Annotated in this window: 18 protein-coding genes, 1 pseudogene and 1 riboswitch; of the genes and pseudogenes, 7 read left to right on the top strand and 12 right to left on the bottom strand. The window is 42.6% G+C overall.

Translation table 11 applies throughout. The annotated features are described in order from the left end of the window. Nucleotides 1–51 precede the first annotated feature (51 nt). From Q4Q49_RS02470 to Q4Q49_RS02495, 6 genes are all read right to left on the bottom strand, one after another. Nucleotides 52–783: an HK97 family phage prohead protease gene (locus Q4Q49_RS02470; protein ID WP_311998552.1), complete on the bottom strand. Its 732-nt coding sequence runs from the start codon at nucleotides 781–783 to the stop codon at nucleotides 52–54. A 29-nt stretch (nucleotides 784–812) separates the two neighbouring features. Then, nucleotides 813–2045 (bottom strand): phage portal protein, encoded by a 1233-nt coding sequence (locus Q4Q49_RS02475; protein WP_311998553.1) that lies wholly within the window; start codon nucleotides 2043–2045, stop codon nucleotides 813–815. Between the two features lie 18 nt (nucleotides 2046–2063). Then, the gene (locus tag Q4Q49_RS02480; protein WP_311998554.1) at nucleotides 2064–3863 is read right to left on the bottom strand and encodes a terminase TerL endonuclease subunit; all 1800 of its coding nucleotides are present in this window, start codon (nucleotides 3861–3863) and stop codon (nucleotides 2064–2066) included. Beyond that, on the bottom strand, nucleotides 3863–4237 hold the full coding sequence (locus tag Q4Q49_RS02485) for a P27 family phage terminase small subunit (protein ID WP_311998555.1): 375 nt from the start codon (nucleotides 4235–4237) through the stop codon (nucleotides 3863–3865). The genes Q4Q49_RS02480 and Q4Q49_RS02485 overlap by 1 nt, the downstream gene beginning before the upstream one ends. 344 nt (nucleotides 4238–4581) lie before the next feature. Further along, on the bottom strand, nucleotides 4582–4800 hold the full coding sequence (locus Q4Q49_RS02490) for a hypothetical protein (RefSeq protein WP_311998556.1): 219 nt from the start codon (nucleotides 4798–4800) through the stop codon (nucleotides 4582–4584). A gap of 42 nt (nucleotides 4801–4842) precedes the next feature. Beyond that, the gene (locus Q4Q49_RS02495; protein WP_311998557.1) at nucleotides 4843–5259 is read right to left on the bottom strand and encodes an HNH endonuclease; all 417 of its coding nucleotides are present in this window, start codon (nucleotides 5257–5259) and stop codon (nucleotides 4843–4845) included. A gap of 223 nt (nucleotides 5260–5482) precedes the next feature. On the opposite strand from Q4Q49_RS02495, the gene Q4Q49_RS02500 reads away from it, so the two are divergent. Next, complete coding sequence (locus Q4Q49_RS02500; protein WP_311998558.1) at nucleotides 5483–5935, top strand: glycoside hydrolase family protein; 453 nt, start codon at nucleotides 5483–5485, stop codon at nucleotides 5933–5935. Next, complete coding sequence (locus Q4Q49_RS02505) at nucleotides 5936–6127, top strand: hypothetical protein (RefSeq protein ID WP_311998559.1); 192 nt, start codon at nucleotides 5936–5938, stop codon at nucleotides 6125–6127. It begins immediately after the preceding gene. Nucleotides 6128–6175: 48 nt separating this feature from the next. Here the strand turns inward: Q4Q49_RS02505 and Q4Q49_RS02510 are convergent, their stop codons facing one another. The 3 genes from Q4Q49_RS02510 to Q4Q49_RS02520 all read right to left on the bottom strand — a co-directional run bounded on the left by Q4Q49_RS02510 (nucleotide 6176) and on the right by Q4Q49_RS02520 (nucleotide 7927). Then, nucleotides 6176–6538 carry a hypothetical protein gene (locus Q4Q49_RS02510; protein WP_311998560.1) on the bottom strand — a complete coding sequence of 121 codons (363 nt, stop codon included), beginning with the start codon at nucleotides 6536–6538 and terminating at the stop codon, nucleotides 6176–6178. A gap of 219 nt (nucleotides 6539–6757) precedes the next feature. Then, nucleotides 6758–7081 carry a hypothetical protein gene (locus Q4Q49_RS02515; RefSeq protein WP_311998561.1) on the bottom strand — a complete coding sequence of 108 codons (324 nt, stop codon included), beginning with the start codon at nucleotides 7079–7081 and terminating at the stop codon, nucleotides 6758–6760. A 492-nt stretch (nucleotides 7082–7573) separates the two neighbouring features. After that, nucleotides 7574–7927, bottom strand: a complete 354-nt coding sequence (locus Q4Q49_RS02520) for a hypothetical protein (RefSeq protein ID WP_311998562.1) — start codon at nucleotides 7925–7927, stop codon at nucleotides 7574–7576. Between the two features lie 169 nt (nucleotides 7928–8096). Here Q4Q49_RS02520 and Q4Q49_RS02525 point away from each other — a divergent pair, with 169 nt between their 5' ends. Both Q4Q49_RS02525 and Q4Q49_RS02530 read left to right on the top strand, forming a co-directional pair. Further along, entirely contained in the window at nucleotides 8097–8567 is a 471-nt protein-coding gene (locus tag Q4Q49_RS02525; RefSeq protein WP_311998563.1) for an FKBP-type peptidyl-prolyl cis-trans isomerase, read from the top strand. Between the two features lie 52 nt (nucleotides 8568–8619). Then, nucleotides 8620–8850: pseudogene (locus Q4Q49_RS02530) on the top strand (FKBP-type peptidyl-prolyl cis-trans isomerase); the annotation flags it as partial. Nucleotides 8851–8950: 100 nt separating this feature from the next. Here the strand turns inward: Q4Q49_RS02530 and Q4Q49_RS02535 are convergent. Together Q4Q49_RS02535 and Q4Q49_RS02540 are read right to left on the bottom strand one after the other, a co-directional pair. Then, nucleotides 8951–11557 (bottom strand): glycosyl hydrolase family 18 protein, encoded by a 2607-nt coding sequence (locus Q4Q49_RS02535; RefSeq protein WP_311998564.1) that lies wholly within the window; start codon nucleotides 11555–11557, stop codon nucleotides 8951–8953. Nucleotides 11558–11669: 112 nt separating this feature from the next. Further along, nucleotides 11670–11758, bottom strand: a riboswitch (cyclic di-GMP riboswitch). 303 nt (nucleotides 11759–12061) lie between these two features. Continuing rightward, complete coding sequence (locus tag Q4Q49_RS02540) at nucleotides 12062–12856, bottom strand: ROK family protein (RefSeq protein ID WP_311998565.1); 795 nt, start codon at nucleotides 12854–12856, stop codon at nucleotides 12062–12064. Between the two features lie 392 nt (nucleotides 12857–13248). On the opposite strand from Q4Q49_RS02540, the gene Q4Q49_RS02545 reads away from it, so the two are divergent. Then, nucleotides 13249–15036: an aminopeptidase P family protein gene (locus Q4Q49_RS02545; RefSeq protein WP_311998566.1), complete on the top strand. Its 1788-nt coding sequence runs from the start codon at nucleotides 13249–13251 to the stop codon at nucleotides 15034–15036. Nucleotides 15037–15273: 237 nt separating this feature from the next. Here Q4Q49_RS02545 and Q4Q49_RS02550 read toward each other — a convergent pair whose 3' ends face one another. Further along, nucleotides 15274–16539 (bottom strand): HD-GYP domain-containing protein, encoded by a 1266-nt coding sequence (locus Q4Q49_RS02550; RefSeq protein ID WP_012089788.1) that lies wholly within the window; start codon nucleotides 16537–16539, stop codon nucleotides 15274–15276. 594 nt (nucleotides 16540–17133) lie between these two features. Between Q4Q49_RS02550 and Q4Q49_RS02555 the strand changes: the two genes are divergently transcribed. Both Q4Q49_RS02555 and Q4Q49_RS02560 read left to right on the top strand, forming a co-directional pair. After that, nucleotides 17134–18702 carry a methyl-accepting chemotaxis protein gene (locus tag Q4Q49_RS02555; protein ID WP_311998567.1) on the top strand — a complete coding sequence of 523 codons (1569 nt, stop codon included), beginning with the start codon at nucleotides 17134–17136 and terminating at the stop codon, nucleotides 18700–18702. 406 nt (nucleotides 18703–19108) lie between these two features. Continuing rightward, nucleotides 19109–20410 (top strand): DEAD/DEAH box helicase, encoded by a 1302-nt coding sequence (locus Q4Q49_RS02560; protein ID WP_011847413.1) that lies wholly within the window; start codon nucleotides 19109–19111, stop codon nucleotides 20408–20410. Nucleotides 20411–20506 lie beyond the last annotated feature (96 nt).

Raw genomic sequence — 20506 nt, forward strand, 5'->3', positions numbered from 1 at the left:
CGCATATAGGTTTGAATTGAATTTGATTGAAATAAGATGTATAGAGGGGTATTAAGACGCTTTAAGAAGTCCTAATAATTGATCTAATTTATCTTGTTGTTGCTGACTAATAGATTTTTCTATTGCAGAATCATCCAGATCAGTTTCAGTAAGCACAACGTCATGTTCTTCTGTTTCTGATTCAGTTTCTGGTGCTTCTGTATTTAGTCCTTTATAACCTGCGGCCATAAAAGCTAAAGCTTGTGATTTAGTTAAACCGAAATGATTGACTAACTCTTTTTCAAGTAAACTTGGACGAGGAATCTCTCCTGTTTCAAATGTACTTTTAATTGAAGTTAATATACTTTGGTCATTGCATGGGAATGGAACAATCGATACTTCCCCCAAGTCAATTTCTAAAAGCTTTGTTACTTTATTTATCCGATCATAAACCTGCTGTTTGACCTTATAACCGATACTAAAACCATTAATTGCACCGCCTTTAAGTAATGCATACACCTCTCGCGCACGCTGAACTTCAAGTATTAATTGCCCTGTCATTTTCAGACCATATTCATCTTCTTCCATCGATAACCATTTACCAATAGGTTCATCACGGTTATGATTAAAAAGCATTTTAGGCATAGTGCCTTTCAGATTATGTTCAGCAATTGTTTTTTTAAATGCACCTTGAATAGTTTCATCGTTCGCTTTGTCCACATAGTTAAATGTGTTGGCATAACAAACGATGATTCCTTTTTCATCGATGGCTTTAATATCAAGATCGTATTCACGATATTGCATATTTACCTCCTAGTTGTTTATATTATTTATCAAACGACAGGAGGTTGATTTTGCGGCTTTTCAGGAGCGGTATTACCATTACCACCGAATGTGATGTTGTTGGTTTGAACAACTCGTTTATCACCATCTGGTATATGTTCTTTGCCAATTTCTTCACGGATCTCGTTAACGCTATAAACGCCCATTTCGAGATAAGCTTTATGAACATCTGCTTGAGTCTTAACATCACCACGCAAGAAAGTTTGATCATCGAATTCGATTTCCATACCATCAGGTAATATTGAATTGATCTTTTCTTCAATGTTTTGCAGTAACGGACCAATACATGTTTGATGGAAGAATCTGTTTTGTGATTCAAGGTTATTGAAGTGAGCATTCTCTAAGTCACCAATCATAAATGCTGGTACTAAGAACACACCTGCAATCTCACTGCGTTGGAATTTGCGTGTTTCTAAGAGCTGTGCTTCAACGTTAGTTGTGCCAATAGATTTATAATCAACACCATCAACAAGCATTGCTGTTCTGTTGTGATTACCAACACCACCATATGTTTGTACCCAGCTTTCAAGGAATGCTGCTTGTGCTTCGCGGCTCATCGTTTTTTCAGAAGTAATAACACCAGCTGGTGCACTGCCATTCATAAAGAAACTCAAGCCATGATTACGTGCGAAATAATCTAAATTGATTACATTACATGCCACATCAAAGTTATTTAGTCCTCTAATGCTGTCGAAACTAAAGTCTTTTATATGCAGTATCTCGCTTTGATCGTAAACAACTGCACCAATTCGATACACTAATGCATCATCCACTAGTTCAGTGACTGGTCGAATTTCAGGTGGAATAGGCAGCAAATCAACGATATTTCCTATGGAATCACGTGTAATTAGCGCGTAAAAGTTACCTCTGATATCAAGATGCATAATCATCATCTTAATAAACTCATGCATTGTTTGATAATTGTTAGGGCGCTTAGTCAATGTATATACAGTTGGATTATCTCTAGCGGATAATTGTGTACGGCCTTTACGAGTATCAAACATTTTTAGTGGTAATTGACTAACTGTATTTGATTTAACTTTAATACAAGCGAATATATCGCTTAGTCCTAATGTGTCCATTTCAGATAGTGTTGCTTTTGATGTACCACCTGAACGTATACGACGCATAAGCTCATTAAATTCAGAATTAGATTGTTTTGTTAACTCACTATTCTCTATGTTCTTACTCTTACTTTTTAAAAAATTAGGAATCCATCCCATTTACTTCTCCTTTTCCTTCTAATATTTAGTCGATACTAACCCCCTCATATCTTCATATATAGATCGATTTGATTCTTCAGTTATACGTGATGCAGCTACTATCATTGCCATTAAACTATCTGTTTTATCTTCATTAGCATTTTTAACAATGCTCACAATGTTATTATTGTGGTTTTTTAATAAAGCATTCGAACAACAATACTCAAATACCTTATCACCGTTGTATTTAAGACGGCCATCTACAATCATTGCCTCAATACGCTTAACAGGTTCATTAAGTTGTACTGGTGTTTGTTTAACTTCAACAACGTTTATTCCGTGGTTACTACGTAACTCATTCATTAATTGGTTGCCTTGCGCGGGGTCAAAAGCAACATCAATGACTTTGTATTTCTTACTTAGGTCAAGGATGTAATCGCGTACTAAATCGAAGTCAGTAATAGATGATTCAACTATTTCTAAGTATCCCATCTGGCTCCATACTTCATATAGATTCTGAACTTGTTCACTTGCTTTATTTATCGCACCACGACTGATGTAATGCTTCTGCATCATATGATATTCAACCTTACCGCTTTGGGTATCAGTTTCAGGTACTTTGAACACAGCTGATACAGCGGTTAAATCGATCTTTTGTGCTAAATCAGCGCCTATATAGCAATCATATTTTTTATATTTATCAGATTCGAAATCCATTTCTAATATGCATTTATCTAAATCTTGTTTCTTAAGCCAAACTTTCTCTGAATGACAGAACACATTAAGATGCTTTGTTAGGAATCCATTTCTTTCTGAAACTAAATCGCGTGCTGTTGCCGCTTGTTTCCTCATGTCTGCAAGTTCTTTAACCACACCTAAAGCTGGATTAGCTTTAATCCACGTTTCTTCAGTGAAGTAATCATCATCTTCATCAATCCCATAAAGCATTGTGAACATATGATCAGCTTGAATAACCTTGTCTAACATGCGCTGGCCGCGCTTATACAAGTCAACAGCAATACCATCTAGGATTGTTCCTGCTGTACTGATAACGAGCATTAATGGCTGAGTTCTTGCACCAGTACTGGTGTCCATAACTCCATATAAGTTTCTATCAGTCCATTCGTGAATCTCATCACACACAACCAAGTGACTTGATAGACCATCGAGTGTTGAACTGTTGTTAGCTAGTGGCTGATATTTCGAGTTCCCATAATGCATACCATCAAAGCGTTGTTTAAATGCTTTGTCGTACTTAACTGGCATACCATTAATGATCTTAGTGGATTGGTCATATACGATTTTTGCTTGCTTTAGTGATGGTCCGACACTGTATATCTGTGCTCCGTGCTCACCATCAGCTAAGAAGTAATACAATGCTAAGCCAGATGACAGCGCTGATTTACCGTTCTTACGTGCCACCCAAAGTTGTGCTTCTGTGAAACGTCTTACGTGTTTCTTGCTGCGGTGATGTGGTTCCTTTTTTAACCAACCGATGATGTTACTAACAATGAATATCTGCCACGGCATTAACTCGAATGGTTGGCCGTAAAAGTCACCGTCCGTGTGTTTCATGTGTTTATAAAAATCAGCAATTCGTTGAGCTTTCTTTATTGAAAATATATATTTGAAATTAGGATCTGAGATACTATTCAAATCATCAATGAATCGTTGACATGCTAGCTTGATGTATTTATTGCTGTTGATATGTCCTGTGATAATGTCAGCCGCATATAAGTATGCTTGGCGGTAATCTTGACTTGGTATTTTTGGTATATCTTTTAGCTTCGTATTGAACCCATGAACATCAAGCAGCATTTTATATCTGCTGTTTGTCATTAAATATCCTCCGATTCTTTACTTAAGAAGTCAGAGAATGCATTTTCACTTCGAACACCATCTCGGAATAATGGATCTTTTAATAAACCAGTCTTGGTTAATAGCTCAATAATATTCTTGAATGCTGCTTGTTTAGTTTGTACTGCTGGTGCTTGTTTAGTTACTTCGTAACCATTAGCTCCTTTAACTGTGATTGTTGAACCGTTTAATTCAAGTTCATTAATTGCTTGGACATATTCATTAAGCTCAATTGCTAACATGCTCATTAACACGTTATCAATATCATCAGTATCGCTATAAGTGTTCTCAATGATTTTTGAGACTTGTTTATAAAACGCTTCAGACGGCTTAGGCAGCCATTTAAGTTTCTTCATAAGCCCTCCTTGGCTTTCTTTTTATTTTCCTTTCTCTGTATGCTAGATACGCGAGAGCCTCACACGTTTTGGGGTATGAGGAATAATATTTATTGAGATCGGTTACGGTGCGTTGTTTAAGCGTTAAGTTTTTGAACTTCCCATAGCCCCCTCTATGTATTTAGTCAAAAATATATGCAGGACTAATGGGATTATTGCGCGGTATTGCAGGGGATTAGACAGGAACAATGCTGGTCTATGTCGGTTCAACAGGTGTGTTGCTGTGTATAAAGCAAGCAAAAAGCTACGATTATTGGTTCATAAAAACCTTAAATCCTTATATATGACACAATAATCGTAGCTTTTTATTCTTCATCAATTTCACCAATAACTCCATTAACAGACACTAACGTTAACGCTCTAATAATACTTGCAAGTACATCTAGCTCTTCCTGTCCATCTAATACTGTCTGTGTAGATAGATTGGTTATTTCTAATCCACTGCGGTCATCGTACTTGATCCACAACACTTGCTTCTCGTATTCCATTAATACATTGTGTAATTGCTCTACTTTAATCATCATTACCATCCTTAGTTATTCAATGGCACAGTAGCATTAATGCCACTACCAGCCACTATTAATATCTCTACCTATTCCTTTTAGTACTGCGTTCTTCTTACGTTCACGTGCTGTTTCACCTGTCTTGATATTATGGCAAGCGTGGCACATCGATTGGAGGTTAAAGTAATCATCCTTTAATTCAGGGTTATCTTCTATCTCTACGATGTGATCAACAAGTGTAGCTAATATAACAAGTCCTAACTCTTCACATCTACAGCATAAAGGATGCTCACTTATGTATTGCTTGCGCATACGTTTCCAAGTGTTAGTAAAATAGAACTGGTGTCGTGCTGGTCTGTTATCGTTATAACGTTTGTTTCTTTCTTTGACCTGCTCCTGATAGTACGCTTGGTGTTCACTGCAATAGCCGTTATCGTTATTGTGTGCTGTTATGCATCCTGATTTATTGCACGTGATCATTTATTCTCCTTCACTACTTACATTCGTATTTTTGCTTTTTTAATTTTATAACTGTTTAGTCTTCAGCACTTCCGCACATATAGCATTCACTGTTATCGCGTATTTTTTTCAATTCTTTTTGATTAGAAATTTTGAGTGTTTTTGGTTTTGTATGTTCTGTTTGTTCTTTACGCAGCTTGCTATCCACTAAATATATATTTAGTAGAGAATCGAGAGCAAAGGAATGTCAGATTTAGAAGAAAGGATAAAGGAGAATGAAGGGTCACTGCTATACCAAACACACTTAGGTACATTCAGAAATGGTTTATTCCATAGGTATAAGTGCTCAGAAGGGTATTGGACTATCGGTTATGGGCATAGATGTTCAGATGACCAAACACCGATACAAGTATATGAAGCGGAAGGTTTACTTAAAACTGATATAAATGCAGCTCAATTAATGGCTGCGAAGATACATTTAGATAAGCATCAAGTAGTGAATGATGTGTTAACAGAAGCTGTATTTCAGATTGGTTACACTGGATTATGTAAGTTTAAAAAAATGATAAAAGCATTAAAAGAATGTGATTATAAGAAAGTGGCAGATGAATTAAAAGACTCACGTTGGTATAAACAAACACCAAATCGAGTTCAGAAGCACTTGGATGTGTTGAATAAAATAAACAAGGATAAGTAAATGGGCACAATTATTGTGAGAGCTTTGCTTGCTGTATTGAAGCAAATATTAATGGCTATTGCTAGTGAAGCACTAATGAAGTGGGTGATCATTTCATTAGCTGAAATGGCAGCTAAATCAACAGCGACAATGTTTGATGATGAACTTGTAGCTAAAGTGAAAGCAGCGCTGGATCAAGAAGAAGTAAAGTAATTATAAGGCAGCCATACGGCTGCCTTATATCATACCCAAGTAATCTAACTAGATCTTTTCAATATCAACCATAGTTAAGTCTTGCTGCAATGGCTGTTCTTTCCCATTTTTAAAAAACCATTGCTCAATAACATTACCATTTTCATCATATGAAACAACTGCGGCACCATCAACTCTATGTCTCTTGCTATTAAACAAATATGTTTCTGTATGAACATTACCATTATCGAAATACGTTATAACAGCTGGTTTATTTCCTCTAGTGTTTACACCTTTACTATAATATGCCTCATATACAACAGTGCCACATTCATTGAATTCAATAACTGCTGGCCCTTTATCTCTATGCAATACATTATCTAAGTAATACTTTTTTGTTCTTTCATTTTCTTTTATTTTTTCTATTTGCATTTTATTCACTTTTATAATTTAACTTCATTATATGAATGGATAATGAATAGCGCGACTATCATTTTCTAAAATTCATAGTGACAAATAAATTTTATTCAAAAAAATGCAGCCATACGGCTGCATTTTTATTATTTCACTTGTACTGTATTCATTGCTCCTTTGACTTTAGCTATCGAGAGTACCACAAATTTAGTATTTATTTAGCTAAGATAGTGCGCCTTAGAAAACACTAAGACGCTTTCGAACAGCTAAATACTCTGTCATCAATGCATGAAAATTTTGCATGTCACTAAGATGGCTTTGCACTGCATCAAAATCATGATTAGAATGAATATCGTTCATTCTATCTGCAAGCATTAGAATAGTCTCATTTATTGAGGCGACTGATGCCGTAAGAGCTGAGATTGTTATTAGTTGTAGTTTAGGAGTCGCTACAGGCTTTGGTTTTTCGACTGGCACAATCTGATCAAGATAATTGCGAAGTGTTCCAGCTATATCTTCAGCGGTGTAGTTTACTGACATTGTTTTTGTTTTCTTTGACATCTTTTTACCCTCTATTTTTGGTTGATTCAGCTCATGTGAGCAGATGATTTGTTATAACAACTATTCTAGATTTTGTTACGCGCATATCAGAAATGAAAAAGGCACTTCATAAAGTGCCTTTCCTGCTATGTCGTTTTAGTACAACGTTGTGCTTTTGACTTACTATAACAAGCCTATGGGATCTGTTACGACTTATATCAGAACTATGAGCCCATACATGATCGGCGATTAAATTGAAGCTGTTGTATTGGCTGTATAGTTATTATAAGTCTACAGCTTGCAAAATGCCGTTAACTCAAACCGATATACCCAAACACGACTCTTACATAAGATAAACAATTGAAAACAAAGAATTTTATATGTTTTCACTAAATACATTCAAACTTGATATAGTTCAACACTGCTATGACAACCATCCGAAAGTTTATTTAAAATGTATTAGAGATGAAAAGACACTTGCAATTACAAGTGCCCTCTTTAACAACCAACATGTTACTTAAGCGCGTTTTCCGCTAATTCCACTGTCTTGAATCCGTGATAGTCCTCTCCATCATCAGCCACTAATATAACTGGGCCGCACAATACTTTATGGCCGTTCACTCTAAAGTGCTCAGGAACGATACGTTCAAGCTCTGGCGGCACACGCCACGCTAACAACCCATCATTCAAAGCGTTCTCATTCATAAGCAGAACAGCTCCATCAATGTATGCAACTGGCTCAATCAAACCGCCTACTAGTTGTTGAAAACTCGCTAACTTGTTGTATCCAATTTCCTCATATGTTTTGAACAGTACATAACCTGTTGTTGGTGTTCCTTTGATTTCAAATTTGATAGCTACTGACATAAATGGCTCCTAACTGTAAAAAGTTACTTCAAGCAATTGTTTTCATGATCATTATACAACCAGACATATTATGTCATCGACCTAAGAGTAAGCTGTTACCTACGCTTTCTTTACTCAACTTTGATGCCTACGTATCATGAGCTAATCAAATTAATTGGAGTCTTATTAAATGCGTATGATTTTGGCTGTTGCGGTCATTGCTGGATTGATTTTTTACTTTTTTAGCCAGACAAATAACTCACAAGCTACTAAAGAGAATATTGAAAAAGCGAAGCTGTTTTTAGTTGAGAATTCTAAGCGAGAAAACGTAGTTCAAACAGCGTCTGGCTTGCAATATGAAGTACTCAATAAGAGTGCAAACACCGAACATCCAAAAGCAAGCAGTAAAGTCACGGTGCACTATCATGGAACTTTGCTTGACGGAAGCGTGTTTGATAGTTCAGTAGAGCGCGGTGAAACTATTAGCTTTAGCTTAAACCAAGTGATTAAAGGGTGGACTGAAGGGTTACAGCTAATGACTGTAGGTGACAAATTCCGTTTTTATATTCCGAGTGAGCTTGCCTACGGCAACCGCAGCACAGGCAAAATTGGTGGCGGGTCATTATTAATATTTGATGTGGAACTATTTGAAATCAACTAGTTGCAAAGCGATAAAAATTTACCCGCTTAACTGTAGTTGCATTATAAGCAGCACTTTGATCGACGGTACTGTGTTTGATAGTTCGGTTGATCGCGGTGAGCCCATCGCATTTCCGCTTAACCGCGTAATTAAAGGTTGGACCGAGGGCGTACAACTTATGGTCGTTGGCGATAAAGTGCGTTTCTTTATCCCAAGTGAACTCGCCTACGGCAATCGCAGCACGGGCAAAATTGGCGGTGGATCAGTGCTGATTTTTGATGTGGAACTGCTTAAGATTGATTAAATCAGTCTCCAATTAGTCAGTAAGATCACTTAATAAAGAAAAAGCCCTGAATCTTCGCAGGGCTTTATTTTTTAACAAATAATATCAAAACTTTGGATGATTACTGGCAGCTTGCAGCACCAATATCAACCCATACCGCCGCAACGCCCGGTACATCCCCTTTAGTCCAGTAACTCGCCTTCCATTGACGGCCGTTATAGCTGGTGGTTTGCCCGCCGGTATAGGCGACACCCGCATCCCAACCGAGAGCAACTTGGCTGAGTAGCTGCCATTGATCAGCGGTGCGAGCTGGCGTATTGCCCTGCGTCCAGTACTTGGCTTTCCATACCAACTGACTGTGGCTCACAGTATCACCCGTGTTGTACACCACACTGGCTTGCCAAGCAGGATAGTTACCTGCATTAGGATCGGTTGCATCACAACTACCACCGATTACTTTTGGCGTCACGGTCAGATTCGTCGATGCGCTCGCATCCAAGGCACCATCGGAAACTAGCACGCTCAAACCATAGCTGGTCGCTTCGGTGACATTAGGCCCAGTGACCACTAAGGTGGCACTATTTTGTCCGGTTGCCGACACGCCAGCGGGCACAGTCCAAGCGTAAGTTAAGGCATCATCGTCGGCATCAGAGGCACTCGCCACTATGCTAACAGTTTTACCCGCTTCCACTGTGACAGTGGCAGCTACACTCACCACGGGAGCTTGGTTCGGAGTATCCGCCTTATTGGTCACTGTCACTGAATCTGTGGCAGATAGCCCTTCAGGATCAGTCACTTTGAGGCTAAAACTATAGGCAACATCAGTTTGCGTTGCACTCAGTTGAATCGTCGCATTCGCCATATCGGCGTTTGCGATGGCAATCGTTGGGCCAGACACTTGAGTCCAAAGATACGTCAGCGCCTCATTTTCAGGATCGCGCGATCCGCTACCATTGAGCACCACATCGGCGGGACCTGTGACATTCACATCCGCACCCGCATTGGCAATCGGCGCTTTATTCACCGGTGGCGTAGTTCCTTCGCCATGACCTAAACCTTCGTGCATCGCATTTAGAATATCGCCGTTATCGGCATCAATTTCCCATGCAAATAAACCACCTAACTGATTGGCAAGCACATATTGGCCCTTAGCTTTAACGGAACGAGCATCATCGAAAGTGATTAAATCACCCGTAGATGCCTTGAACAATGATGGCGCCTCGGCCGTTTCATCATAGCTGTAAGTCCAACCGCTCCCCATGTATTCGTTCACTATCTGGCGATAATCCACTATGCCATCTTCCCATGTGCCTTTCACTTTGCCCGTCGCTGTCCCTGTGAATGGGTTATTGCCCGTGTAGCCATTCACGCCTGTCCAGCCGCGGCCGTACATAGCGGCACCAACCACAATTTTTCCTGGGGTAACACCTTGAGTTAACAGAGCTTTAATACCCTTGTCTGTGGTGTAGCGGGTATCAGGATCCCAACTCGCCTCATAAAGATTGGTTTGATGACCGAGTTCAGTATTTGTCCAACCGCCATTGAAGTCGTAACTCATCAAGAAGATGTAATCCATGTACTGCTGAGCAGCCTGATAATCGACCTTTGCCATTTTTTGAGCATCGATACCAATTGCGGAAGTCAGTTCATAGGTACGACCCGTCTCAGCACTTAACTCGTCGAGCATGGCGCGCAATTCACGCATCAGGGTCACATAGGTTTCACCGTCATTGGCATTACCTAAGTTTGGATTCGCTCCGCCACCACCTGGATATTCCCAGTCAATGTCAACGCCGTCAAAGAACTTCCACGTTTGCAGGAATTCCTTCACCGATGCGACAAAAGTATCGCGCTTAGTTTTATCGCCAAAGTAGAAGAAGGGATCAGATAACGTCCAGCCACCGACCGAAGGCAAAATCTTTAGATCGGGGTGGGCTTGCTTCAGCGCCATCAATTGACCGAAGTTGCCTTTGTAGGGATCAGAGTAGTCACTCACCCCCGCCTGTGGCATTTGAATTGCCGCCCAAGGATCGTGGATAGCGACTTTAAAATCTTCACGGCCACTACAGGCACGTTGCAGCGCTTGGAAACTGCCGTCGATTTCTTTCAAACTATCGTTAATGCCATCACCACCACAAATAGGGGTAAAGCCATATAAAATATGAGTTAAGTTCTGTGCTGGGATCTTATCGACTGGGAACTTACGGCCGTACACACCCCATTCTACAAAGTAACTGCCGACCACTTTGCCCGACTTGTTAACGTATGGACGATTGTTTTCTTTAAGCTGAGCATTGAGTGGCACTAAATGGCTGCCATCGGTATCGGCCACGAGGATTTCTTTGGCATCGCTCGCCGTACAACCATCGCTGTTACACAGCTGCACTTGCATCTGATAACGGCCGCCTTTGTTCACCTTAAAATTAGCGGTGCCCGAAGCACCAGAGGGGCCTTCCCAAGCGACATTACCGTTGAGCAGCACTTGGGCTTTGTTGCCCACATCGCCACTCCAGAGGTTCCAGCTAACTGACACATCGGCAGCATCTTTAATGGTTACCAACTGATTGTAAGCCGTAGCGGCTTGATTCACTTCGATAATCGCGAACTTGGTTTCGCCCCAACCTATAGTCGGTTTACCGGGCGCTGCGGCAAATGCATTGGCACTCACGGTAGATGCCAGTGCAGAGGCCACCAGCAAGGCTGATGTTGAAATTTGAGTCTTGAACATGAGATATCCCTATTGAATTTTTTATATGAATCAATAAGGCAAACAAAGCGTAGACAGGAAACAACACTCTTAAGACCATGCAAAACGATTAACGATTGCACGAAGAAAAACCTGTGGTATCCCCGCTATCATAGGTACAGACGAACCCTTAGACCGGAGGCTTTGCGTCCCAGTTTTTCAACTGGTTTGCCTTTTACACACAATGACAACGTTGTCATTACGATAATCAGCATAGACGTAAGCACAATAAAATTGCAACAAAATATTATCAACTAAGATAGTGGTCTGATAAGAAAGGCATTAAACACAATTAAGTCAACTCTAATGTTTGCTTTAATAATTAAGGTTTTACTGATTATTTCAACCATAAAAAAACAGGACACGATAAACCAAAGGCATCACAAGTCCTGTTTTCTATTTCACCATTTATACTGCTAATACAGCTTAAACCGCTAGCACTGAGCCACTGAACTCTAATAACTCAAAACCATAAGCAAACAGCATCTATGACCTTTGTGCGCGGGGAGAATCCCTTGCGAGCATCACGGACAAACCTCGGCACACTAAGGTTTCCATATCATCGACACGATTGATTTTCATCTCAGCTAAGGGCGCGCTTAATGCCATTTGTTTTAAACTTTCGAGGCAACCTTTGTAGTAAGGGGCATTGTTCATCATGTTGCCTGCGAGCCAAATTCGATTGGGATTAAATAAATTAACGGTCCACGCCAACCCCATACCAAGGTAACTGCCCGCACGGTATAAATCATCCTGAGTGGTGATTTTACGGCTGCGCACAGAATCGCCACTGGCGAGTTGTTCTAAACTAAATTCGCCTGATTCTGTCATCACGCGGCAATGCCCCAACTCGCCTGCAACCCCCGTCGCACCTGTAAAGGCTTGCCCATTAAACGCAATCGACATCCCTATCCCAGTGCCGCACATGACCAACAACTCACAGGCATATTTGGCATCGCACGTGGCTTGCATACCCGCATCCATATCGTTGCAGATAAACTTAAGCTCACCTTGGGTTTTCACTGTATCGAAGCTCAAGCCATTGAGCCCAGGTAATGATTTACAGGCAACCAGACGATTATTTTGTACCAGTCCAGGTACGCCAATCGCTAATTGATAATCTTGTAAATCGTAATCGCGTTCGAGCGCAGCGATTTGATTATTTAACTCTTCAATTTTAAAACCTTCGCCTGTGGGAATTTTATATTGTTCTGTATGTCCCGCGAGCTGAAGTTCGAACAGGGCTGTCGTACCGCCCACATCTATTGTTAGTATTTGCATCGCTTACTCCACTGATACATGCGCCCCACTCTGACCCCGAGCGGAGATGGCGAATGTTAGCATAGGGTCCAAATGTTAGCGATTGAATAAAACTTAAGTAGCTAATTTGTAAGGAACAAGTCTACAAAAAATATGACTGACATTTTGTTTTACTCAGGTTTTATGCTAAGAATCACACAAATAAATTAAGGGTAAAACACTTAGCTTACTCATCACAGTCAGCACAAATTCACGATTGTATACAAAATCCTTTATTCGCTCCCCTTGCATCTCGCGCGTTAGGCTTGCGATAATCCGAGCTGGTTAGAACTCAAATAAACATAGACCTACTTATCCTTAGGCAAGCTTTGCCTACCGACTCGCACAGCCTGCCAGTCTCACTTGGAGCCCATATGTCACATTCAATTGCCAGCCGCCTCGGTGCCATTCGCAGCGAATTATCTTCTGCCAATCTCGATGCTTTTATCATTCCCCGCGCCGACGAGTATCTGGGCGAATATGTGCCAGAACATAACGAACGTTTGTACTGGGCAACCAACTTCACTGGCTCGGCAGGTATGGCTATCGTATTGAAAGATAAAGCCGCTATCTTTACCGACGGCCGTTATACGGTTCAAGTTCGTCTACAAGTGGATGCCGCACTGTTCAGCTATGAAAGCCTGACAGACACACCACAAATTGAGTGGTTATGTGACACGTTGCCAGCGGGATCTCGCGTTGGCTTTGATGCACGCTTGCATACTTTAGCTTGGTTTGAAAATGCCAAAGCGACCTTAAGCAAAGCCCAAATTGAATTAGTAGCGGTTGAACAAAATCCTATCGATTTGCATTGGCAGGATCGCCCCGCACCATCGAGTGCGCCAATCACGTTATTCAGTAACGAGAGTGCCGGTAAAACCAGTCTGCAAAAACGCATTGAAATTGGCGCCTTAGTGAAAAAAGCCGGTGCTGATGTTGCTTTGATCGCCGCCTTAGATTCTTTCTGCTGGTTGTTAAATATTCGCGGTAACGATGTGCCGCGTCTGCCCGTTGTGCTCGGCAGTGCCCTACTCCACGCTAATGGCGATATGCAGCTGTTTACCGATTTAAGCAAACTCCCTGAGGGCATTGAGGAACATGTCGGTGCAGGAGTAAGCTTTAAGGACGAGGCCACGCTCGCCGATACCCTTGCCAGTTTGCAAGGCGTCAAACTGCTGGCCGATCCAAACTCGGCTAACGCTTGGGCACAAAATCTCGCCCGTGAAGCGGGAGCAAAATTGATTGCTGGAATTGATCCCGTTTCTTTACCTAAAGCGCAGAAAAATCCTTCAGAACTTGCCGGAATGCGCGCTTGTCACATTCGCGATGGTGTTGCCGTGAGTCGCTTCCTTGCATGGTTAGATGCCGAAGTTGCCGCCAAGCGTATGCACAATGAAGCCACGCTTGCCGATAAATTAGAAAGCTTCCGCCTGCAAGATGAGCGCTATCGCGAGCCAAGTTTCGACACCATTTCAGCAGCGGGCCCCAATGCCGCCATGTGCCATTACAATCACAACAATGGCACACCTGCGATGATGACGATGGACAGCATCTACTTAGTGGATTCTGGCGCGCAATATATCGATGGCACCACAGATGTGACCCGTACTATTGCGATTGGTAAAGTCACCGATGAACATAAAAAAATGGTCACGCTGGTGCTAAAAGGTCATATCGCGCTAGACCAAGCTCGCTTTCCTAAAGGCACTTCAGGTCAGCAGCTCGATGCGTTTGCCCGCCAATATCTATGGCAACATGGTTTTGATTACGACCACGGCACAGGCCATGGCGTGGGTCACTTTTTAAGTGTGCACGAAGGTCCGCAGCGCATAGGTAAAAATGTCAACGGTATCGTACTGATGCCCGGCATGGTGCTTTCCAACGAGCCGGGTTACTACCGCGCTGAGAGTTTTGGCATTCGCTTAGAAAACTTAGTCGTAGTGCAACACTGTGAAGCACTGAAAGGCGCAGAGCGTGAGATGTATGAGTTCGATGCACTGACAATGATCCCTATGGATGCCCGCATTATCGATAAGAGCCTGCTAACGCAAGGGGAAATCGACTGGTTCAATGCTTACCATCAGCAAGTGTTTAATACACTTTCGCCGCTGATGTCCGGGGATGAACTCGCGTGGTTAACGCAAGTGACTAAAGCGATTTAGAGCGATTTAGCACTCCTGCGGGTAAGTAGCGATTTAAGTCGTTATTTAAATCATCTTCTAAATCCGTTATATGCTACAAAATAAAACGCCCAAGGCTATGAGTCTTGGGCGTTTTTTTAGCGCTGATGCTGTACTTCAAGCCTAGTCGTATTTCAATAGCATGCTTTCAGCTCATAGTTTCGAAACATGGTTTCAAAACACGATTTCTATTTCAAACATGATTAAAAACACGAGTAGCTAAACCATAGTAGGCTGCGCCATAGGCTGATAAGCATCATCCAGCGATGCCTTAGATAACACTTCAAACTCCTGATGAATTGCCATAAAACAATCGACTAATTCAGGGTCGAAATGCTTACCTTTGCCTTCAATCATTAAATCGATGGCTTCTTGGTGACTAAAGGGTCGCTTATAACATCGCGGTGAAGTGAGTGCATCATAGACATCCACCAAGGCAACGATACGTGCCGAAAGCGGAATATCCTCACCTTTCAACCCTAAGGGGTAACCACTACCATCCCACTTTTCATGGTGACCCGAAGCAATATCTTGGCCCATCTGAATAAAAGTACATTGGGGCGCATATTCCAACAAACTGCGTAACACTTGCCCACCAATCACAGGGTGGGCTTTGATCTGCTCAAACTCCTGCGGGGTTAATTTACCCGGTTTGAGCAGAATCGCATCGGCAATACCGACTTTACCTATGTCGTGCAAAATGGCCGATAGACTAATATCTTGAATAAAATCATCGTTTAATTCAGCAGGTGGATTGTCGGCCTGCAACCGCTGCGCCGCGAGCATTTTCGAATACTGCCGCATACGTAGTAAGTGCGCACCCGTCTCGTTATCTCTGTATTCAGCAAGTTTGGCCAACCCTAATACAGTCGCTTGGCGCGAGGCTAAGGTTGAATCGAGTGAATCAGCCAACTTACCTAATAAATAAGTGATGGTTAAGGTCAGCATGGCATTGGTTACAATAAAATTGACCACGACTACGGCCCAAATACCCAAACTGTAACCGTGAATATCAGGCCAGTTTAACCAGCCAAAGTGATAGGCAAGCCCAATCAGTACCAGACTCAACCCATTCAAATATTGGGCATATAAGCTCGCGCGACGGCCTAAAAAAATGCCCACTAATGGCGGAAAGATAAATAACCAAAAGAACCCCGCACCCGATGGACCAATCGCAATCAAAAAACCTACGCCGATAGCAAACGCTAACAAACAGCCACAGCCAAAACGCGTGCTATCAGCAAGCTTAGGAAAATACAGTAAAACCAATAAAAACAAATAAGCCAGCGTATCGAATACCACCATAGACCAAAGATCGGCGATGACACATAAATACACGCTGGTGATATATACGGGCACGCAGAGAAGCGCAAGGAAGCCAAATAGACGTTCAAAAATCAAACGTCGCCAATGGGGCAGTGCCGTTGTCGTCCCCAAGGACGCGGTAGCCAATTTCGCTACGCCACGTCTAAGTGATATCGCCATGGGAAAATCCTCTTATGTTGCATTCCCGCTATGAGCTAATGAAGCTGATCTTATGAACCTAAGCTAATGAACCTGAGTTAATAAACTAAAGGGTGCGAATAAGATGACAAAACTGAGGCAAAGCCAGATAAATCACACATCCAGCAAGCCATAGTTTATTGCCCATTAAAGAATAGACTATGACTAATAAAGCGCTCGAATGAATGCCGCGATATGGCAAACGAATCAAGGACATTAGGCCAATGCCACCGCACAGATTTTGCAAATAATATGATGCCTACTTTCTACTCAATATCTGTTAAAACAATAACCCTATACAAAATACTGAAATTTGCGTTTTAGCAGGATAAACGCTCGTTTAATTCCATATTCGCACTACTTAAAATTTTTATATTTTGCAATAGCTTACAAATACAACGAACGATTGATTTTTATGGGTAAACCATCAAAAACCGCTCTCTTATACCCATACAAAAATGATAGTCTTATCACATAACAAGCTTACCCCAATGAGAGTAAGCGCAAGAAAATTAGCGCCTAACACCGCGCCCCTGAACCCTAATGAATCACATCGGCCCTGAATGGACACACAAAATGAGCCAGAGTAACGCGTCTGCCCACAGAACACTGAATGCACAGAGATCAGATCAAGAAATCCGCTTAACACCACAAGATGAACTCATTTCCACCACCGACACTCGCGGTGTCATTACTTACGTTAATGCCCGTTTTGCTGAAGTCTCTGGCTATAGCGCCCAAGAGTTAATTGGCAGTGCCCACAATATGGTTCGCCATCCCGATATGCCGAGCGCCGCCTTTAAAGAAATGTGGGAAAAGCTTAAGTCGGGCCAATCTTGGCGCGGCATAGTAAAAAACCGCTGTAAGAATGGTGGCTTCTATTGGGTCGATGCCTTTGTCTCACCATTATTTGAAAACGGCACTATCGTTGGTTATCAATCGGTGCGTATTCAGCCTCAAGCAGCCTACGTCAGCAAAGCAAATGAGATATACCAAAGACTTAAACTGGATAAATCCATTCCTAAGCCCTTAAGCTTAATGCAGAAACGTATCCTCTCGGCGGTTGTCGCCTCGACCGGCCTACTGATCGCGGGCTACTTTTGGGGCTGGGGCGTGATTATCGCGGGGGCGGTTTTGATGAGTTTAAACTTGGCTATTTTCTACGATGAGGCCTTTCGCATTCCCGCTAAACTGATTGAAATGCAAACTAAATACGACTCTATCAGTCGCTACATCTACTCGGGTGCCGATACGTCTTCTATCCTCGATTTCCAGCTCATCATGCTGCAGGCCAAAATGAGTGGCGTACTGGGGCGCACACAAGATCAAGCCAATCAATTGCATGCGATTGCCGATCAATTAGTGGTCGCGACCGAGCAAACCTATGTCAGCCTAGATCAAGAAAAAAGTCAGCTAGAACAGCTCTCTAGTGCGATGGAAGAGATGAGTTCAACCATCACAGAAGTCGCGCAGAATACCCATCTGACGTCAACCAGCATCAATACCGCCTACGATCTTTGCCTTAAGAGTAGCGCCAATATGAAGGCCAACACTCAAAAAGTGGAACAACTGGCCAAGTCTGTTGCCGATGCAGCTAACAATGCCCATCAATTGAATAAAGAAGCCGAGCAAGTTGCTAATGCGATGGGCGAAATTGACTCCATCGCCGAGCAAACTAATCTTCTCGCCCTCAATGCGGCCATTGAAGCTGCCCGTGCAGGTGAACAAGGCCGAGGGTTTGCCGTAGTCGCCGATGAAGTGCGCGCGCTATCGAGTCGAACCCAACTATCGACCAACAGTATTTCAAAGAGTGTCGATAAGATGTTCTCTATGCTCAACATATGGGCCAAAGAAATGGAACAGAGCCGCCAACATGCGGAGCGCTGCGCTAGCGACATTCAACTGTCCGCCGACAATGTGAATACCCTTTACCAAGAAGTGAGTGATATCCACACCTTTGCCCAACAAAATGCAGTGGCAGCGGATCAACAGCGTCAAGTGGTCAACGAGATTGCCAGCAATATACATTCCATCACCCATTCAAGCGTAGAAAACTTAGCCGCAACCCATCTGATTGGTGATGCTGCTCATCTGCTTAAACACAATGCCGAGAAGGCCCTCGGCCTAAGACGCACCTTCGGTTAGCCATAAGCAAGATATAAAATGCCGCAGCCAAAACTGCGGCATTTTTCTATCGCGTTCTTTTTGTTCGTTCTTTCCGCCAGCCGTCACTCAACCTCAAATCATACTCTGCTAAGAGCATACTCAATCCAGTACTGATCCAACCCAGTGCTTGCAGAATTGGCCCTATCCCGCCTGAGCCGTCGCGAAGGCTTTTATCTCTTGGTGATAAAATGATGCAGATAAAATGCCAAAACACTAAAAAGTTCAGGTTTTAACCGAAATTTTTGCTATACTCCGCGCCCGCCATTTTTCTTATAAAATCTGTGTGGAAGAATGAGCCAGTCGGCACGCCTCTCTCCTTAGTCGAGTAAATAATAGAGGCTCGCGGTGCTTGAATGTTTGAATAAGTGAACGATAGGAATCCAAAATGAGATTTGAATCTTTTAGTTTTTCCCCCGAGATTTTGCGCGCTATCTCAGATTGCGGTTATCAACAAATGACGCCTATTCAGCAGCAAGCGATACCTGCTATCCGCCGCGGCCAAGATGTCTTAGCCAGTGCCCAAACCGGTACGGGTAAAACCGCCGCTTTCGCGCTGCCGATCCTGCAAAAGATGGTTGAAAATCCAAGCGAAACGTTAAAGTCGAATGCCCGCGTATTAATTCTTACGCCGACCCGTGAGCTTGCAGCTCAAGTGGCTGACAACGTTACGGCTTACTGCAAGTACTTAAACTTCAGCGTGTTAACCATTTATGGTGGCGTAAAGATAGAAACTCAAGCGCAAAAGCTGAAACGCGGCGCCGATGTGATTGTTGCTACCCCAGGTCGCTTACTTGAGCACCTTACCGCCTGTAACTTAAGCCTGTCGAACGTTGACTTTTTAGTCCTAGATGAAGCCGACCGTATGTTAGACATGGGCTTTAGCGCCGATATCCAAAAGATCCTTCAAGCGGTAAATAAGAAGCGTCAAAACCTGTTGTTCTCGGCCACTTTCTCAAGTGCAGTGAAAAAACTCGCCAACGACATGATGGTTAAACCGCAAGTAATCAGCGTTGATAAGCAAAACACTACGGCCGATACGGTTAGCCAAGTGGTTTATCCGGTTGAACAACGACGTAAACGCGAACTGCTGTCTGAGCTAATTGGCAAGAAAAACTGGCAACAGGTCTTGGTATTTACCGCGACCCGTGATGCCGCCGATACGCTAGTCAAAGAATTGAATTTAGATGGGATCCCATCAGAAGTGGTCCACGGTGATAAAGGCCAAGGCAGTCGTCGCCGCGCCCTGCGTGAGTTTGTTGCAGGTGATGTACGCGTACTGGTTGCCACCGAAGTTGCCGCCCGTGGTCTGGATATCCCAAGCCTTGAATACGTAGTCAACTATGACTTACCTTTCCTCGCCGAAGACTATGTCCACCGTATCGGTCGTACAGGCCGCGCGGGTAAAACTGGCGTAGCCATTTCTTTCGTGAGCCGCGAAGAAGAACGTACCTTAGCCGATATCGAAAAACTGATCGGTCAACAAATTCGCCGCGTCACTGTACCAGGTTATGAAGTAGGCAGCCGCGAATTGCTATTAAAGCAATTGCAAACCCGCCGTAGCTTTGCCAAGAAGCAACAAAGAACCGACAACGTCGGCGCTCAAGTTACTGCTGAGAAAAACATGCAAGGCCGCCGCGTAAAAATGAAGGTGGGTCAAGCACCTAGCAAAGCGAAAAAACTTAAGTAATCGCTAACATAGGCAATGCACCTCGCCTATCAGTCTCGTTATTAAAGCAAAAAGCGTCCCAAGGGGCGCTTTTTTATTGAGCCGAAATAATAAGCT

The sequence above is a fragment of the Shewanella sp. SP1S1-7 genome, assembly GCF_031932105.1.
In the GTDB taxonomy this organism is placed as follows: Bacteria; Pseudomonadota; Gammaproteobacteria; order Enterobacterales; family Shewanellaceae; genus Shewanella; species Shewanella baltica.

Bases quoted from the DNA above. Each gene is read 5' to 3' on its own strand.
- Q4Q49_RS02545 (WP_311998566.1), top strand. From the start codon at position 13,249: ATGTCACATTCAATTGCCAGCCGCCTCGGTGCCATTCGCAGCGAATTA.
- Q4Q49_RS02500 (WP_311998558.1), top strand. From the start codon at position 5,483: ATGTCAGATTTAGAAGAAAGGATAAAGGAGAATGAAGGGTCACTGCTA.
- Q4Q49_RS02490 (WP_311998556.1), bottom strand. From the start codon at position 4,800: ATGATGATTAAAGTAGAGCAATTACACAATGTATTAATGGAATACGAG.
- Q4Q49_RS02525 (WP_311998563.1), top strand. From the start codon at position 8,097: ATGCGTATGATTTTGGCTGTTGCGGTCATTGCTGGATTGATTTTTTAC.
- Q4Q49_RS02555 (WP_311998567.1), top strand. From the start codon at position 17,134: ATGAGCCAGAGTAACGCGTCTGCCCACAGAACACTGAATGCACAGAGA.
- Q4Q49_RS02540 (WP_311998565.1), bottom strand. From the start codon at position 12,856: ATGCAAATACTAACAATAGATGTGGGCGGTACGACAGCCCTGTTCGAA.
- Q4Q49_RS02520 (WP_311998562.1), bottom strand. From the start codon at position 7,927: ATGTCAGTAGCTATCAAATTTGAAATCAAAGGAACACCAACAACAGGT.
- Q4Q49_RS02550 (WP_012089788.1), bottom strand. From the start codon at position 16,539: ATGGCGATATCACTTAGACGTGGCGTAGCGAAATTGGCTACCGCGTCC.
- Q4Q49_RS02475 (WP_311998553.1), bottom strand. From the start codon at position 2,045: ATGGGATGGATTCCTAATTTTTTAAAAAGTAAGAGTAAGAACATAGAG.
- Q4Q49_RS02485 (WP_311998555.1), bottom strand. From the start codon at position 4,237: ATGAAGAAACTTAAATGGCTGCCTAAGCCGTCTGAAGCGTTTTATAAA.
- Q4Q49_RS02510 (WP_311998560.1), bottom strand. From the start codon at position 6,538: ATGCAAATAGAAAAAATAAAAGAAAATGAAAGAACAAAAAAGTATTAC.
- Q4Q49_RS02515 (WP_311998561.1), bottom strand. From the start codon at position 7,081: ATGTCAAAGAAAACAAAAACAATGTCAGTAAACTACACCGCTGAAGAT.
- Q4Q49_RS02535 (WP_311998564.1), bottom strand. From the start codon at position 11,557: ATGTTCAAGACTCAAATTTCAACATCAGCCTTGCTGGTGGCCTCTGCA.
- Q4Q49_RS02505 (WP_311998559.1), top strand. From the start codon at position 5,936: ATGGGCACAATTATTGTGAGAGCTTTGCTTGCTGTATTGAAGCAAATA.
- Q4Q49_RS02495 (WP_311998557.1), bottom strand. From the start codon at position 5,259: ATGATCACGTGCAATAAATCAGGATGCATAACAGCACACAATAACGAT.
- Q4Q49_RS02470 (WP_311998552.1), bottom strand. From the start codon at position 783: ATGCAATATCGTGAATACGATCTTGATATTAAAGCCATCGATGAAAAA.
- Q4Q49_RS02480 (WP_311998554.1), bottom strand. From the start codon at position 3,863: ATGACAAACAGCAGATATAAAATGCTGCTTGATGTTCATGGGTTCAAT.
- Q4Q49_RS02560 (WP_011847413.1), top strand. From the start codon at position 19,109: ATGAGATTTGAATCTTTTAGTTTTTCCCCCGAGATTTTGCGCGCTATC.